12 protein-coding genes are annotated in these 15527 nt (G+C 66.1%); 4 read left to right on the top strand and 8 right to left on the bottom strand.

Features of this window, described 5'->3' with window-relative positions:
• Window positions 1-51 precede the first annotated feature (51 nt).
• Window positions 52-1170: a saccharopine dehydrogenase family protein gene (locus tag AC1DS3_RS23050; RefSeq protein WP_441630719.1), complete on the top strand. Its 1119-nt coding sequence runs from the start codon at window positions 52-54 to the stop codon at window positions 1168-1170.
• Between the two features lie 67 nt (window positions 1171-1237).
• Window positions 1238-2479 carry a thiolase family protein gene (locus tag AC1DS3_RS23055; protein ID WP_477109090.1) on the top strand — a complete coding sequence of 414 codons (1242 nt, stop codon included), beginning with the start codon at window positions 1238-1240 and terminating at the stop codon, window positions 2477-2479.
• Between the two features lie 72 nt (window positions 2480-2551).
• On the opposite strand, the gene AC1DS3_RS23060 is transcribed toward AC1DS3_RS23055, so the two are convergent.
• From AC1DS3_RS23060 to mfd, 4 genes are all read right to left on the bottom strand, one after another.
• The gene (locus AC1DS3_RS23060; protein ID WP_441630723.1) at window positions 2552-3928 is read right to left on the bottom strand and encodes an amidohydrolase; all 1377 of its coding nucleotides are present in this window, start codon (window positions 3926-3928) and stop codon (window positions 2552-2554) included.
• A gap of 60 nt (window positions 3929-3988) precedes the next feature.
• A complete protein-coding gene (locus AC1DS3_RS23065) occupies window positions 3989-5293 on the bottom strand; it encodes an MFS transporter (protein ID WP_477128020.1) in 1305 nt (434 codons plus the stop codon).
• Window positions 5294-5380: 87 nt separating this feature from the next.
• A complete protein-coding gene (gene argE / locus AC1DS3_RS23070) occupies window positions 5381-6586 on the bottom strand; it encodes an acetylornithine deacetylase (RefSeq protein WP_477128021.1) in 1206 nt (401 codons plus the stop codon).
• A gap of 148 nt (window positions 6587-6734) precedes the next feature.
• Window positions 6735-10196 (bottom strand): transcription-repair coupling factor, encoded by a 3462-nt coding sequence (mfd, locus tag AC1DS3_RS23075; protein ID WP_441630728.1) that lies wholly within the window; start codon window positions 10194-10196, stop codon window positions 6735-6737.
• 295 nt (window positions 10197-10491) lie between these two features.
• Between mfd and ispD the strand changes: the two genes are divergently transcribed.
• Together ispD and ispF are read left to right on the top strand one after the other, a co-directional pair.
• Window positions 10492-11262: a 2-C-methyl-D-erythritol 4-phosphate cytidylyltransferase gene (gene ispD, locus AC1DS3_RS23080; protein ID WP_477128022.1), complete on the top strand. Its 771-nt coding sequence runs from the start codon at window positions 10492-10494 to the stop codon at window positions 11260-11262.
• Window positions 11263-11351: 89 nt separating this feature from the next.
• Window positions 11352-11861 carry a 2-C-methyl-D-erythritol 2,4-cyclodiphosphate synthase gene (gene ispF, locus AC1DS3_RS23085; RefSeq protein WP_150987634.1) on the top strand — a complete coding sequence of 170 codons (510 nt, stop codon included), beginning with the start codon at window positions 11352-11354 and terminating at the stop codon, window positions 11859-11861.
• Window positions 11862-11910: 49 nt separating this feature from the next.
• Here ispF and AC1DS3_RS23090 read toward each other — a convergent pair whose 3' ends face one another.
• The 4 genes from AC1DS3_RS23090 to tcuC all read right to left on the bottom strand — a co-directional run bounded on the left by AC1DS3_RS23090 (window position 11911) and on the right by tcuC (window position 15495).
• Window positions 11911-12492: a GNAT family N-acetyltransferase gene (locus tag AC1DS3_RS23090; RefSeq protein ID WP_477128023.1), complete on the bottom strand. Its 582-nt coding sequence runs from the start codon at window positions 12490-12492 to the stop codon at window positions 11911-11913.
• Between the two features lie 230 nt (window positions 12493-12722).
• Complete coding sequence (locus tag AC1DS3_RS23095) at window positions 12723-13244, bottom strand: carboxymuconolactone decarboxylase family protein (protein WP_006155913.1); 522 nt, start codon at window positions 13242-13244, stop codon at window positions 12723-12725.
• Between the two features lie 141 nt (window positions 13245-13385).
• Window positions 13386-13934, bottom strand: a complete 549-nt coding sequence (locus tag AC1DS3_RS23100) for a peroxiredoxin (protein WP_441630735.1) — start codon at window positions 13932-13934, stop codon at window positions 13386-13388.
• Between the two features lie 298 nt (window positions 13935-14232).
• Window positions 14233-15495 carry a tricarballylate/proton symporter TcuC gene (gene tcuC / locus AC1DS3_RS23105; protein WP_477128024.1) on the bottom strand — a complete coding sequence of 421 codons (1263 nt, stop codon included), beginning with the start codon at window positions 15493-15495 and terminating at the stop codon, window positions 14233-14235.
• Between the last annotated feature and the right edge of the window lie 32 nt (window positions 15496-15527).

Genomic DNA, 15527 nt, shown 5'->3' on the forward strand with positions numbered 1-15527 from the left:
CAAAACGGACAGGGCAAACCATGCCCGCCATTGATTCTCAGGAGACACAAAATGCGTACCGATCAATACCAAGTCGTCGTCTATGGCGCAAGCGGCTATACCGGCAAGCTGATTGCCTGGAAGCTGGCCACCGCCGGCATTCCCTTCATTGCGGCCGGGCGCGACCCGGCACGCCTTGAGGCGCAGATGGCGCTGGTTCCGGAACTGGAAGGCCACGACTACCGTTGCGTGGGCGTGCGGCACGAGCACGCCGACCTGCTGTCCCTGTTTACCGGGCGCCAGGTCGTCATCAATGTGGTGGGGCCCTTCATGCAACTGGGGCTGCCGGTCGTCCAGGCGGCGCTGGAGGCCGGAGCGCACTATCTCGACACCACCGGTGAGCAGGACTGGATGCTGCTGCTGAAGCGGGAGCTCGGCGAGAAGTTCCGCCAGCGCGACCTGCTGCTCTGCCCGGCGAATTCCTATATGTGGGCCGAAGGCGTACTGGCCACGGAGCTGGCGCTGGAAACGCCGGGCATCGACACGCTGGAAACCGTGTATCTGGCCGACTCGCAGGTCAGCGTGGCATCGACCATGTCGTTCCTGCGCATGTGCACCAATCCGCAGTACCGCATCCAGGACCGCGCGCTGGTCGAATGGCCCTATGCCACGGCCTACACCGTCAATGTGCCAGGCGAACACGCGGCGATCATGGCCTTGCCATGGAGCGGTGGTGGCGAGCCGGTCTGGTATGAGGGCGACGAGCGTGTGCGCCATGCATGCACGCTGGTGTCCTTCAAGAACCAGGATGCGTTCCAGGCAGTGTTCGGCATGCTGCAGAAGTTCGAAGCCGACTGCCGGCAGCTCCCGCATGAAGAACGGGAGCAGATCACCAATGACTGGGGCAAGGGCATGACCACGGTGGAGCCTCCGCGCGAAGACCCCAACATCAATCGCTGCGTGCTGTCGTGCTTCGGGCGCGGCAACACGGCATCGGTATCGGTCGTGCTGCGCGGCAACTCACCGTATGCACAGACCGGCGTCTTCAACGCGGAGGCCACCCGGCGCCTCCTGGCCGGCAAGCTGAAGGCGACCGGCTTTGCCTCGCCGGCCGCGGCCTTCGGCGCGCGGGAACTGATTGGTGCCCAGGCAGAGCAGGGCTACCTGGCCTGGAACGTGACGCAGTTCTGAAGCGGCAATGACGCGATGGCGCCGGTGCGGCATGGCACGCACGGTGCCATCGCCTTGGGGAAAGATAATGAGCGAGACGGTATATATCGCTGGCGTCGGCATGACGCCATTCGGCAAGCAGATCGGCAAGAGCATCAAGGACCTGACGCGCGAAGCCGTGACGTCTGCCCTGAAGGATGCGGGCTGCGAGGCCCGCGCGTTGCAGGGCGCCTTCTTTGCCAATTGCACGCAGGGGCATATGGAGGGCCAGGACATGATCCGCGGCCAGATCGCGCTGCGCAGCATGGGTATCCAGGGCATCCCGGTGATCAATGTCGAGAATGCGTGCGCCAGCGCCAGCTCGGCGCTGCACCTGGCGGTCCAGTACATCAAGGCGGGCGCCGCCGATATCGTGCTGGCGGTGGGTGCGGAGAAGATGTTCTCCACTGACAAGGCGCGCACGCTGAGCGTGTTCGATGGTGCGTGGGACGTTCACGACAAGGCGGCCGGCACCGCCCGGCTACTGGCCATGGGCGAAGGCGTGGAAGTGCCGGATGGCTCGACCTCACCCAGGCCCTACAGCGTGTTCATGGACATCTACGCGGCCATGGGCAGGATGCACATGCGGGAATACGGATCGACGCAGCGCCATTTTGCCGCCGTCTCCGCCAAGAACCATCGGCATTCCGTGCACAACCCGCTGTCGCAATACCGCGAGGCCTACACCATCGAGGAAATCCTGGCCGCGCCGCCGATCACGTTCCCGCTGACACTGCCGATGTGCTCGCCCATCAGCGATGGGGCTGCCGCTGCCATCGTGTGCAGCGAGGCGGCTCTTGCCCGGCTCGACGGCAGCCGCAGCCGTGCCATCCGGGTGCTTGCGTCCGTCGTGGTGACCGGCAGCGACCGCGCGCCGGCACAGCTTGCCGACCACCTTGTGCGCAAAGGGGCGGCCGACGCCTACCGGATCGCCGGGGTGGGGCCGCGCGATATCTCGCTCGCGGAAGTGCATGACGCCAGCGCCATCGGCGAAGTGATTCAGGTGGAGGCACTCGGCCTCTGCGAGCCCGGCGAGGGTGGTCTGGCCGCGGAGCGGGGCGATACGCGTATCGGCGGGCGCATCCCCGTCAACACCTCCGGCGGCCTGGAGTCCAAGGGGCACCCAATCGGCGCCACCGGCCTTGGGCAGGTCTATGAGCTGGTATCGCAGTTGCGAGCAGAGGCAGGCGCGCGCCAGGTGGACGGTGCGCGAATCGCTATTGCCGAGAACGGTGGTGGCCTGCACGGCGTGGAAGAGGCAGTGGCCTGCCTGACCATACTGGGCAGGTAATCGGGCAGTCGACGGGCAGGTGGCGAGGAGGAGGTGGCTCGCACGCCTTGCGCGGACTGCCCGGCAACCCCCTTATCGCTGCGCCATCGTCATATAGTCGACCGTCAGGCCAGCTAGCGCCCTGACCCCATTCACCAGCGCGGCCTCATCCACATAGAACTCCGGCGAGTGGTTGGATGCTGCCTTGGTCACATCCACGCCCTTGGGCGTCACACCCAGGTTGAAGAACAACCCCGGCACCTTCTCCTGATAGAAGGAGAAATCCTCCGACGCCGTGGCCTTGGGCGCGATCATCCAGTTGCCGTCACCGGCCACGCGCTTGAGGGTGGGCGCCATCTTGTCGGTCAGCGCGGGCTGGTTGACGGTGGCGTTGTAAAGCTCCACGACCTTGAAGGTGGCCTCGGCGCCGGCGCTGCTGGCGATGGCTTCGGTGGTGCGTTTCATGCGGGCATGGATGTCTTTTTTCATGCCTTCGTCATAGGTGCGCACCGTGCCCATCATTTCGACTTTCTCCGGCACGATGTTCATGCGGTTGCCGCCGTGGATGGTGCCGACCGTGATCACCGAAGGCTCCAGCATGGCGTTGACCTGGCGGCTCTGGATGGTCTGCAGGCCTAGCACGATCTGCGACGCCACCACGATCGGGTCGATGCCGCCCCAGGGGCGCGCGCCATGGGTTTGGCGGCCCTTGACGTCGATCCAGAACTGGTCGGCGGCGGCCATCGACGGGCCGCTGCGCCAGGCCAGCTTGCCCGACTCGATGCCGCTGCTCACGTGCAGGCCGAAGATGGCATCCACCTTGGGATTGTCCAGCACACCCTCAGCCACCATCTGCTTGGCGCCCCACATATTGCTGCCGTTGGGCTCGAAATCCGCCGGGCTTTCCTCGGCCGGCTGGAAGATGAACTTGACCGTGCCGGGCAACTGGTCCTTCATGCCGGCCAGCACCTCGGCCGTGGCCATCAGGATGGCGACGTGGGTGTCGTGCCCGCAGGCGTGCATCACGTCCACTTCCTTGCCGAGATACTGCCCCTTGGCCTTGGAGGCGAAGGGCACGTCCACGCGCTCTTTCACCGGCAAGGCATCCATGTCCGCGCGCAGCGCCACCACGGGGCCCGGCTTGCCGCCCTTGAGCACGCCCACCACGCCGGTCTTGGCGACCCCCGTCGTGACTTCCATGCCGAGCTTGCGCAGATGGTCTGCCACCAGCTTGGAGGTACGGACCTCATAGTTGCCAAGTTCGGGATGCTGGTGGATGTCGCGGCGCCAGGCGATCAGCTGGGCTTCGACGGCCTTGGCGCGGGTCTCGATCTGGGCCTGCAGGCTCTCGCTGCCGGTGGCTTGCGCCTGCGCGGCGGCGGGTGCCAGGCACAGCAGGCCGGCGGCCAGCGCGAGGGCGGAAACGCCGGCGCGCAGCGCGGCAGGGGAATGGGCTTGGCGTGCTGCCATGAAGACTCCTTTTTTATTTTTTCGTGATGGAACAGGATGAACAAACCAACGCATGCGCGACTAGCGGATGCCCAGGCGCGCACGCGTCTGGCCCAGCGCCACCAGGCTCACCACGGCGCAGGCCATCAGGTAGAAGCTCGGCGCCAGCTTGCTGCCGGTGGCACCGATCAGCCAGGTCAGGATGAAGGGCGCGAACCCGCCGAACAGCGTCACCGCGATGTTGTACGAGAGCGAGAGGCCCGTGGTGCGCGTCTTGACCGGGAAGATCTCCGACGCCAGCGCGGGCAGCGCGCCGAAGTACAGCGTCATCATCAGTCCCAGCACCACCTGCACCGCCAGCATCACGCCGAAGCCGGGATAGTGGCTGAGCAGCCAGAACAGCGGCCAGATCGACACCAGCAACAGCAGCGCGGCGAGGCGCATGGGCGGGATGCGGCCATAGCGATCCGACCAGTGCCCGACCAGCGGGGCGAACAGCATCTGCACCACACCCGTGGCCAGCGTGGCGGCAAACGCCGCCGAGGGCGGCAGGYCGAGCTGCTTGACCGCGTAGGTGGGCATGTACAGCACCAGGTAGGTCGACACCGTGGCCACGATGACCACACCCATGGCCAGCAGCAGGCGCTCCTTCTGGTGGCTGAGCGTGTCGCGCAGCGGCGTCTCGGTGGTCTCGGCCTGGAGGAATTCGGGGGTTTCGTCGACGTGGCGGCGAATGTAGTACGCCACCGGGCCGATCAGCAGGCCAAAGAGGAAGGGCACGCGCCAGCCCCAGGATTGCATCTGGTCGGGCGTGAGCGTGGTGGTTAGCACCGCGCCAAAGCCCGCGGCAAGCAGGGTGGTGAGGCCCTGGCTGGCGACCTGGAAGCTGGAGTAGAAACCGCGCCGGTTGGGCGCGTGCTCGGCCAGGAAGGCGGTGGCGCTGCCGAATTCGCCGCCGGCCGAGAAGCCCTGGATCATGCGCGCCAGCACGATGCCGATGGGCGCCATGACGCCGATCGCGGCATAGGTGGGGAGTAGCGCGATGATCAGCGTGCCCACCATCATCAGCAGGATGGAGAGCGTCAGCGCGGCGCGCCGGCCTTTGCGRTCGGCATAGACGCCGATTACCACCGCGCCCAGCGGCCGCATGAAGAACGACACGCCGAAGGTGCCGAGCGTCAGCAGCAGCGAGGTGTTTTCATCGTGGTTGGGGAAGAACAGCGCGGAGATGGTGACGGCAAAAAAGCCGTAGACGACCAGGTCGAACCACTCCAGCGCATTGCCGATCGAGGCTGAGATCACCGCGCGCCAGGGATGGCGCGAGGCGGGCGCTGCCGATGCTGCCGCGCCGCTATTGCTGCTACCGCTTGCCGATACTGCTGTCATGGTGTCTCCGGGTTATTTTTGGACATGACGCAACCACCGGCCCGCAGGGTTAGCGGGCCGGCTACAACGGAAAACGAGGAAAACGGCTTAGTTCACGCGCAGGCTGTCGACCACCTTGTGCAGGAAGGCTTCGCAGGCGGCGAGCTGGTCCAGCGCGACGAACTCGTCGGGCTTGTGGGCCTGCTCGATATCGCCGGGGCCGCACACCACGGCCGGGATGCCGGCGCGCTGGAACAGGCCGGCCTCGGTGCCGTAGGCGACCTTGTTGACGTCGCGGTCGGCGGTCAGCGCGCGCACCAGCTGCGTGATGGCGGCCTGCTCGGCCACGTCGAGCGAGGGCGCGGCAGCGATCTTGTTGATGGTCAGGCCCGCGTCGGCATGCTCGGCGCGCATTTTCGGCAGCAGCACGTCGTTGGCGTAGCCCTGGATGCGGGCAAAGATGGCTTCCGGATCGACGCCCGGCAGGTTACGGAATTCGAACACGAACTCGCACAACGCCGGAATGGTGTTGAGCGCGATGCCGCCGTGGATGGTGCCGGTCTGGGCSGTSGTGAASGGCACGTCGAAGKCKYGATCGTASGGGCCGTTGGCCTTGAAYTCRTCRGCGATGTCGCGGATATGGCAGATCAGGCGGGCGGCGTACTCGATGGCGTTGACGCCCTTGGGCGTGAGCGACGAATGCGCGGCCTGGCCCTTGACGCAGCAGCGGTAGGCGTTGATGCCCTTGTGCGCGACGATCACGCGCATGSTGGTGGGCTCGCCGACGATGCAGCCGCCCGGGGTCACGCCGCGTTCGCGCAGTTCCGCCAGCAGGTAGGGGGCGCCCATGCAGCCGATCTCTTCGTCGAAGGACAGCGCATAGTGCACCGGCTCACGCAGCCTGGCTTCGAGCAGCGTGGGCAGCAGCGCCAGGCTGGTGCCGATGAATCCCTTCATGTCGCAGGTGCCGCGCCCGTACAGGCGGCCATCGCGGATCACCGGCTTGAACGGGTCCGTGGTCCAGTTCTGGCCGTCCACCGGCACCACGTCGGTATGGCCCGACAGCACGATGCCGCCATCGGTGCTGCCATCGGCGGCAGGCACGGTGACGAACAGGTTGGCCTTGTCGCCCTGCGGGTTGTAGCTCAGATGGGGACGCAGGCCCTTGGCCAGGAAATGATCGCGCACCGCTTCGATCAGGCCGAGGTTGGAGTGACGGCTGGTGGTGTCGTAGCTGACCAGGCGCTGGGTCCAGTCGAGCGCGCTGCCGCGGGTTGCGGCATCGGCAGGCTTGCTGAGGGTATCGGCGTGCATGGCGGTTGGCTTTGGGTAACGTGTTAAGTAAATGATGCTACACCGTGCTGGCCCGTCGGTCCATGCACGATGCACCATCGTGGCCCGCCGCGGCGCCGTCGCGCCGCAAACGGGTACTGTGGAGCAATGATCAGGCCAATCAGGCCAATCAGGCCAGTTGGCGCAGGGTGTGCTTGATGGTCTGCGCTCGCACTGCCACATCCGGCATCTTGGCCTCGATGCGCAGCTTGTCCTGGCCGGCCAGCTTGATATGGCGGTTCTTCTGCACCAGCTCGATGATCTTCATGGCGTCGATCGGCGGGTTGGGCAGGAACTGCATGCTGATGGCCGCGTCGCTGGCGTCGATCTTGCGCACGCCCAGCGGCACAGCGGTGATGCGCAGGCGGTGCGTTTCGATCAGCGCTTGCGCCTGCGGCGGCAGGCGGCCGAAGCGGTCGATCAGTTCTTCCTGGATATCGTCCACGCGCTCGGCCGTCTCGCAATTGGCCAGGCGCTTGTATAGCGAGAGGCGCTCGTGCACGTCGGTGCAATAGTCGCTGGGCAGCAGGGCCGGGGTGCCCAGGTTGATTTCGGTGGTCACGGCCAGCGGCGCCATCAGGTCCGGTTCCTTGCCGGCCTTGAGCGACTTGACGGCGGCGTTGAGCATGTCGGTGTAGAGCTGGAAGCCGATCTCGTGGATCTCGCCCGATTGCTTGTCGCCCAGCACTTCGCCCGCGCCGCGGATTTCCAGGTCGTGCATGGCCAGGTAGAAGCCCGAGCCCAGTTCCTCCATCTGCTGGATGGCTTCGAGCCGGCGCTGCGCGAGCTTGCTCAGGCCTTCGACATCGTGCACCAGCATGTAGGCATAGGCCTGGTGGTGCGAGCGCCCGACGCGGCCGCGCAGCTGGTGCAGCTGCGCCAGGCCGAATTTGTCGGAGCGGTGGATCAGGATGGTGTTGGCGGTCGGCACGTCGATGCCGGTCTCGATGATGGTGGTGCACAGCAGGATGTTGTCGCGCCGTGCCACGAAGTCACGCATCACGCGCTCCAGCTCTCGCTCGTGCATCTGCCCGTGCGCCACCGCGATGCGTGCTTCCGGCACCAGCTCGGCGAGCTTGGCGCGCTTGTTCTCGATGGTGTCGACCTCGTTGTGCAGGAAGTAGACCTGTCCGCCGCGCTTGAGCTCGCGCAGGATGGCCTCGCGCACCACGCCGTCTTCCTCGCGGCGCACGAAGGTCTTGATGGCCAGGCGCTTTTGCGGCGCGGTGGCGATCACGGAGAAGTCGCGCAGGCCTTCGAGCGCCATGCCCAGCGTGCGGGGAATCGGCGTGGCGGTCAGCGTGAGCACGTCGACCTCGGCGCGCAGGGTCTTCAGCATTTCCTTCTGGCGCACGCCAAAGCGGTGTTCCTCATCGATGACGACCAGCCCCAGGCGCTGGAACTTGACGTCGTCCGACAGCATCTTGTGGGTGCCGATCACGATATCGGCGGTGCCGTCGTTGATCTGCTTGATGGCGCCGTCGATCTCCTTCTTGGTCTTGAAGCGCGACAGCTCCACGATGCGCACCGGCCATTCGGCAAAGCGGTCGGATAGATTCTGGAAATGCTGCTCGGCCAGCAGCGTGGTGGGCGCCAGGATGGCCACCTGCTTGCCGCCCATGACCGCGACGAAGGCGGCGCGCAATGCGACTTCCGTCTTGCCGAAGCCCACGTCGCCGCACACCAGCCTGTCCATCGGCTTRCCCGAGGTCATGTCGGCGATCACCGCGGCGATGGCCGCGGCCTGGTCCGGTGTTTCCTCGAAGCCGAAGCTCTCGGCAAACTTCTCATAGTCCCTGGGCGTCAGCTCGAAGGCATGGCCCTGGCGCAAGGCGCGGCGCGCGTACAGGTTGAGCAGCTCCGCGGCGGTGTCGCGGATCTGCTGCGCGGCGCGGCGCTTGGCGCGGTCCCACTGGCCGGAGCCCAGCGAGTGCAGCGGCGCGGTGTCCGGATCGGCGCCGGAGTAGCGCGAGATCACATGCAACTGGTGCACCGGCACGTACAGCTTGCTGCCTTTCTCGTAGTCCAGGTGCAGGAATTCCTCCTCGCCCTGGCCCAGGTCCAGCGAGACCAGGCCCTGGTAGCGGCCAATGCCGTGCTCGCTATGCACGACCGGATCGCCGATCTTGAGCTCGGCCAGGTCGCGCACCATCGAGTCGACGGCGCTGGCTTGTTCCTGCTTGCGCCGGCCCGTGCGGCGCGCGGTGCCGGCATACAGCTCGGCCTCGGTGACAAAGGCCAGCGGCTCGATGCCTTGCGCGCCGGGCACGGCAAAGCCGCTTTGCAGCGGCGCCACCACGATGGAGAAATGCGAATCTCCCGCCAGGAAGGCGGCGTAATCATCGATCGGCTGCGGGCGCAGCCCGCTTTCGCCGAACAGCTGCAGCAGCGTTTCGCGCCGTCCGGCGGAATCCGCGCACATCAGCACGCGCCGGTCTTTTTTCAGCAGCAACGCTTCCAGATTGACTAGCGGATCTTCTGCGCGCCGGTTGACCGAGACATCGGGCAGGGACTCAGCCAGTGGCACGGTGTCGCCGGTCGCGGTGCCTTGCAGCACGAGCCGCGCCAGCGGCTTTGCGCCTGCGAAGAACTGCTCTTCCGACAGGAACAGCGCGGCGGGCGGCAGCAGCGGCCGCTCGCGGTCATGGCGCATGAAGTTGTAGCGCTGCGTGGTGTCGGCCCAGAAGCGGCGGATGGCGTCAGGCACATCGCCGGTAAAGGCGAGCTGGCTGTTGGCAGGCAGGTAGTCGAAGACGGTGGCCGAGCTTTCGAAGAACAACGGCAGGTAGTACTCGATGCCGGCCGACGGCACGCCATTGCCAATGTCCTTGTAGATCGTCGATTTGCTCGGATCGCCTTCGAACAGTTCGCGCCAGCGGCCGCGAAACGCGGTGCGTGCGGCGTCGTCGAGCGGGAACTCGCGGCCCGGCAGCAAGCGCACTTCCTTCACGGGGTACAGGCTGCGCTGCGTATCGGGATCGAAGGCGCGGATGGTTTCGATCTCGTCGCCGAACAGGTCGATCCGGTACGGCAGCGGCGAGCCCATCGGGAACAGGTCGATCAGGCCGCCGCGCACGCTGTACTCGCCGGGCCGCATCACGGCGCTGACATGCTCGTAGCCGGCCAGCGTGAACTGCGCCTTGAGCGCGGCCTCGTCCAGCTTCTCGCCCTGCTTGAAGAAGAAAGTGTAGGCCGCGAGGAAAGCGGGCGGCGCCAGCCGGTAGAGCGCGGTCTGCGCCGGCACCAGCATGATGTCGCACTGGCCGCCCTGGATGTCGTGCAGCGTGGCGAGCCGCTCCGAGACCAGGTCCTGGTGCGGCGAGAAGCTGTCGTACGGCAAGGTTTCCCAGTCGGGCAGCAGGCGCACCCGCAGGCCGGGCGCGAACCAGGGGATTTCCTCGGCCAGCCGCTGCGCGTCGACCGCGTTGGCGCACACCACTGCCAGCATCGGCACGCGCTCGCGGTGCTGGCTGGCATAGGTGGCCAGTGCCAGGGCGTCGGCGGAGCCAGGCAGGCCGGACACGGTATAACGCTGGCCGGCCTTGACCAAGGGGAGGTTGGCGAAGGGGGCGGGGCGATTGGCTTCAGGCATCGGGTACGKGCTGGCTTGTTGGCGGCTTTCAGGCGTTGTGGGGCAAAAAGAGCGCGGCGATGCAACAGCGACACCCCGCCGGCGTCGCGGGCGGGGAGTGGACGAAGCATGCGGCGCCCGGCGGGCGCTCGCGCTGATCGACGCCCGCATGTCCGCGAGCGAAGGCCGTATTATAGAATGCGCTCCGAATCCGCGTTTTCAATGCCGCGCTTCCCGCTCCCCCGCCCATGGCGGGGGCCCTGAAGCCTTGCGCCGTGCTCCTGGCAGGGCGCTTACCTTGTCCCTCACGCTATCCGTGTCTGCTCGCCGATTTGCCCTGATTCCCTGTGCCGGTACCGGCAGCCGCGCGGGCGGCAGCCTGCCCAAGCAATACCAGACCGTGGCCGGCCGGCCGATGATCTGGTACGCGCTCGCCGCTTTTGCCGCCTGCGATGCCATCAGCGCCACCGCGCTGGTGCTGGCGCCCGACGATATGCCGCTGGAGTCCCGCTTCGGCGCGGCGGCGTTTGCCGGCCTGCGTTTTGACACAGCCTTCGTGGGCGGCGATACGCGCCATGCCTCGGTGCTGGCTGGCCTGCATCACCTGGCGCAACTTGGCGCCACGGACCGTKACTGGGTGCTGGTCCATGATGCGGCCCGCCCGGGCCTGACGCCCGCCATGATCCACGCGCTGGTGCGCGCGGTGGAKGGCGACGGCGCAGACGAAGACGGCCCCGACGCCGCCATCGGCGGCATCCTGGCGGTGCCGGTGCCCGATACGCTCAAGCGCGCCGATGCGCCCCCTGGCGGACAGCCGGCGGCCGTGGTGCGCATCGGCGCCACGGTCTCGCGCGAGGGCTTGTGGCAGGCGCAGACCCCACAGATGTTCCGCCTGGGTGTGTTGCGGCAGGCGCTGCAGGAAGCGCTGGCCGCGGGCGCCGTGGTGACCGACGAGGCCAGCGCGATCGAGCGGCTGGGCCTGCATCCGCGCCTGGTCAATGGCTCGCTGCGCAATTTCAAAGTGACCTACCCCGAGGATTTCGCGCTGGCCGAACTGTTGCTGGGTGAGGGTGCTGGCATGCCCTGACCGTCATCCTCGTGCATTGCCTGCCATCCCCGCCGATCCCTATTCATTCCTATCCATCCCCGTTCCGATCCTGAAGGAGAATTGTTCCCATGACCCCATTCGATATCCGCGTCGGCCAAGGCTATGACGTGCACGCGCTGGTGCCGGGCCGCAAGCTCATCCTGGGCGGCGTGGACATTCCCCATGACCGCGGCCTGCTGGGCCATTCCGATGCGGACGCGCTGCTCCACGCCATCACCGATGCGCTGTTCGGGGCGGCCGGCCTGGGCGACATTGGCCGCCACTTTCCCGACACCGATCCGCGTTTTGCCGGCGCGGACAGCCGTGTGCTGCTGCGCGAGGCCGCGCGGCGCGTGCGCGAGGCCGGCTATGAAATTGGCAACGTGGATGCGACGGTGATCGCGCAGGCGCCGAAGCTGGCGCCGCATATCGGCGCCATGGTGGCGAACCTGGCGGAGGACCTGGGCTTGGCTGCCGCCAGCTGCAACGTCAAGGCCAAGACCAATGAGAAGCTGGGCTTCGAGGGGCGTCAGGAAGGTATCGTTGCGCAAGCCGTGGTGCTGATCTGGCGCGGCACGATCGTCTCCCCGCAGGATTGATGCGGGGCTGGCGCGGCGTTGCGTTGGTGCAGGGCTGGGCGCAGCGCGCTCAGCCTCCGGCGGCCGCCCCGGTTGCGCCAGCGGCTTCGGGCGGGAGCGCGTAGAGGTAGTCGATCAGCCTGGCCATCGGGCCCGAGCGCGCACCGGCTTCGGTGCGTTTGACAAAACCCATCTGCTGGCACAGCTGGTTGGCGGATTTCATTTCCGGCATGGTGCGCACCAGCAGCGCGCCGGCGCCGATATCGCGCGCGCGCTGGATGYAGACCTGCATCAGCGTGCGGCCAAGGCCCAGCCMGCGTGCCTGCGGGCTGACCGCGAGCAGCCGGGCTTCCGGCAAGGCGAGCGTGATGGTGCTGCCGTCCAGCGCCTGCAACGTGGCRCCGGGATGGCAGAACAACACCGCGCCGCTGATGCCGTGATCGGTTTCCGCCACCCACCATTCCATTTCCGAAGTCGATGCGGCCAGCACGGCTTTCATGCCTTGCTGGAAGGATTCGCGGCAGTCCTCCATGATCTCCAGCTCATATTGCCCATAGGCTTGCTGGGTCACGGCGGCAATGTCGCCCCAGTCCTGCACGGTGGCGAGGCGGTAGTGAAAGCGGGGGGAGGTATGCGAAGGAAGGGTGCTCATGGCAGAGGTGGCGAAGGCTGTGACCTTGCTGGATTGTAGGCCCTTCGGTGCACAAATGCAGTCAGTGAATTACCGACTAGGCGCGCTGGCAACAGGCTTGCGCTGACGCGCGCGGCATGCTGGGCAAGCCCCGCCGGCCTTGCGCCGCGGGGCTTTCGGGGAAGTACCGGAAGCATCATGCGGGGCCGTGCCGTGCCGGCGCGTGCTACCCGCAAGGCCTCGATACGGCCTTATTCCGCCGCGATGACGTTGGCAGCCGCCACGACCACGGCGGCAATGCGGCCCACGTCGCGCAGCTGCTGCGCGGTCATGCCTTGCTCGTTCTTGAGCAGCGCATAGTGCGACTTGATGCAGAAATGGCATTTGCCGACGATGGATGCGGCCAGCGCGTACATCTCGAAGCGGCGCTTGTCCACGCCGCCGTGCGTGGCGTATGCATTCATGCGCAGGCCGGCCGGCTGCGTCGCGAGATCCTGGTCGTCGGCCATTTCCACGAACGGGTACCAGACGTTGTTCATGCCCATCAGCGCGGAGGCGGTGAGCACGGCATTGGTTTCCTCGGGCGACAGCACGCCCGCGTTGCGGATCGCGTCGACGATCACGCGGCTCTTGGCGGCAAACGCCGCGGCCAGCGCCACCGCCACCGCATCGTTGCCCTCGAGCGAGGAGCGGGCGATGGTGCCATCGAGGTTCAGGCGGATATCCTTGGCGTAGTCAGGAATAAGGCCTTTAATCGTGCTGAGGAATTCCATACAAATCTCCTATCGGTAAGGTCTCAAAAAACCCGCCTTGGCGGGTTTTGAGGCGCGGGCCGTAGCCCGGCGCGCAGATCGTCACAAATCGCCGGCAATTTCTCACCGGCAGTTTGTGCAGCATGCCAGCGGGTCGACAGCTTACAGCGTGGCACCGCCAACAGTGCGGTTGCACGGGCACAGCTCGTCGGTTTGCAGGCCGTCGAGGATACGCAGCACTTCGTCCGGGTTACGGCCGACGTTCAGGTTGTTCACCGACACGTGCTGGATGACATTGTCCGGATCGACGATGAAGGTAGCGCGCAGCGCGACGCCGGCAGCGCGGTCACGCACGCCGAGCTGGTCGATCAGCGAGCCGGTCACGTCGGCGAATTGCCATTGGTCCAGCTTGTTCAGGTCCTTGTGCTCACGGCGCCATGCCAGCTTCACGAATTCGTTGTCGGTCGAGCCGCCCAGCACGATCGCGTCGCGGTCGGCGAAGTCGCCGTTGAGCTTGGCGAAAGCAACGATTTCGGTCGGGCACACGAAGGTGAAGTCCTTCGGGTAGAAGTAAATGATCTTCCACTTGCCCTCGAACGACTTTTCGGTGATGTCTTCAAAAGCCGACTGGCCGTTCTCTTCATGGTTGTTGAAACCCGGCTTGACGCCGACGACGTGGAAGGCTTCGATCTTGTCACCAACGGTCTTCATAGACTGCTCCTGGATACGGTTGAAGAGAGACGCTCGCGTTGCAAGCCGGGCCATCACCAACGGATAAGACCAGGCTGCCGCGCAACGAACATGGATTATGCGTCATCCCCGGGGGGCGGGGCTAATTGATATTCTCAAAGAGCCCGATAGCCAAGCGCGGGGCGCCGCACATCCGGCAAGCGCGGGCGCCGGCTAGTGATGTTGGCGCCGTCATATTGCCGCGCGATGTCAGCCGCGGTGTTCGCAGCCGCCCTGCCGGAACGGCGAGTCTACCCCAGCAGGGCCGCCCTCGTGAACCTCAGGCAGCCTTGGCCGCGGGCTCGACGTAGGCATGCTGCCGTCCGCCGCGGAAAATCACCAGCGTGGCGATCAGCCCGCATGCAGCGGCAAACATCAGCCACAGGCCAGGCGCGGCCTTGTTGCCGGTGCTGTGGATCAGGTAGGTCGAGATGGCCGGCGTGAAGCCGCCGAACAGGGCCGTGGCCAGGCTATACGCCAGCGAGAAGCCCGCCGTGCGCACCGCGGGCGGCATCACTTCGGTCAGGGTCACCACCATCGCGCCGTTGTAGCTGCCGTACAGGAAGGACAGCCACAGCTCGACCATCAGCAGGCGGCTGAATGACGGCTCCGCCACCAGCCAGGACACCGCCGGATAGGCCGTGAGCAATGTGAGGATGGTGAAGGTCACCAGCAGCGGCTTGCGGCCCACGCGGTCCGACAAGGCGCCCATCAGCGGCAGCCAGATGAAGTTGGACAGCCCCACGCACATGGTGACGATCAGGTTGTCGACATCATCCAGCTTGAGCACGGTCTTGCCGAAGGTCGGCGTGTACGCGGTGATCATGTAGAACGACACCGTTGTCATCACAACCATCATGCAACCGGCCACGATGATGCGCCAGTTCTCCAGCATCGAGCGATAGATCTCGCTGATGCTGGGGCGATGCTTGCGGGTCTTGAACTCTTCGGTTTCTTCCAGCGAGCGGCGGATCAGGAAGAGGAACGGCACGATCAGGCAGCCGATCAGGAACGGAATGCGCCAGCCCCATTCGCCCATTTCCTCGGGCGACAGCATCGAGTGCAGCACCACGCCGAGCAGACCGGCAAAGATCACCGCCACCTGCTGGCTGGCCGATTGCCAGGCCACGTAAAAGCCTTTCTTGCCGGGCTTGGCGATTTCCGCCAGGTACACCGACACACCGCCCAGCTCAACGCCGGCGGAGAAGCCCTGCAGCAGCCGGCCCGCCAGCACCAGCAAAGGTGCGGCCACGMCGATCGACGCATAGCCCGGCACGCAGGCGATCAGAAGGGTGCCGAGCGCCATCAGGACCAGCGTCATGATCAGGCCCTTGCGGCGGCCGTGATGATCGATGTACGCGCCCAGGATGATGGCGCCAAGCGGACGCATCAGGAAGCCCGCGCCGAAGGTCGCGAGCGAGAGCATCAGCGAGGCGAACTCGTTGCCGCTGGGGAAAAACGTCTTGGCGATGGCGGCGGCGTAGAAGCCGTACACCATGAAGTCGTACATTTCCAGGAAGTTGCCGCTGACAACGCGGAACACGGTGCGGAACCCGTGTTGCTGGGAGGGGGAGC

The sequence above is a fragment of the Cupriavidus sp. 01L46 genome, assembly GCF_056399905.1.

Coding starts and splice junctions, on each gene's coding strand:
- AC1DS3_RS23050 (WP_441630719.1), top strand. CDS start 52: ATGCGTACCGATCAATACCAAGTCGTCGTCTATGGCGCAAGCGGCTAT.
- AC1DS3_RS23060 (WP_441630723.1), bottom strand. CDS start 3,928: ATGGCAGCACGCCAAGCCCATTCCCCTGCCGCGCTGCGCGCCGGCGTT.
- AC1DS3_RS23055 (WP_477109090.1), top strand. CDS start 1,238: ATGAGCGAGACGGTATATATCGCTGGCGTCGGCATGACGCCATTCGGC.
- AC1DS3_RS23100 (WP_441630735.1), bottom strand. CDS start 13,934: ATGAAGACCGTTGGTGACAAGATCGAAGCCTTCCACGTCGTCGGCGTC.
- AC1DS3_RS23095 (WP_006155913.1), bottom strand. CDS start 13,244: ATGGAATTCCTCAGCACGATTAAAGGCCTTATTCCTGACTACGCCAAG.
- ispF (WP_150987634.1), top strand. CDS start 11,352: ATGACCCCATTCGATATCCGCGTCGGCCAAGGCTATGACGTGCACGCG.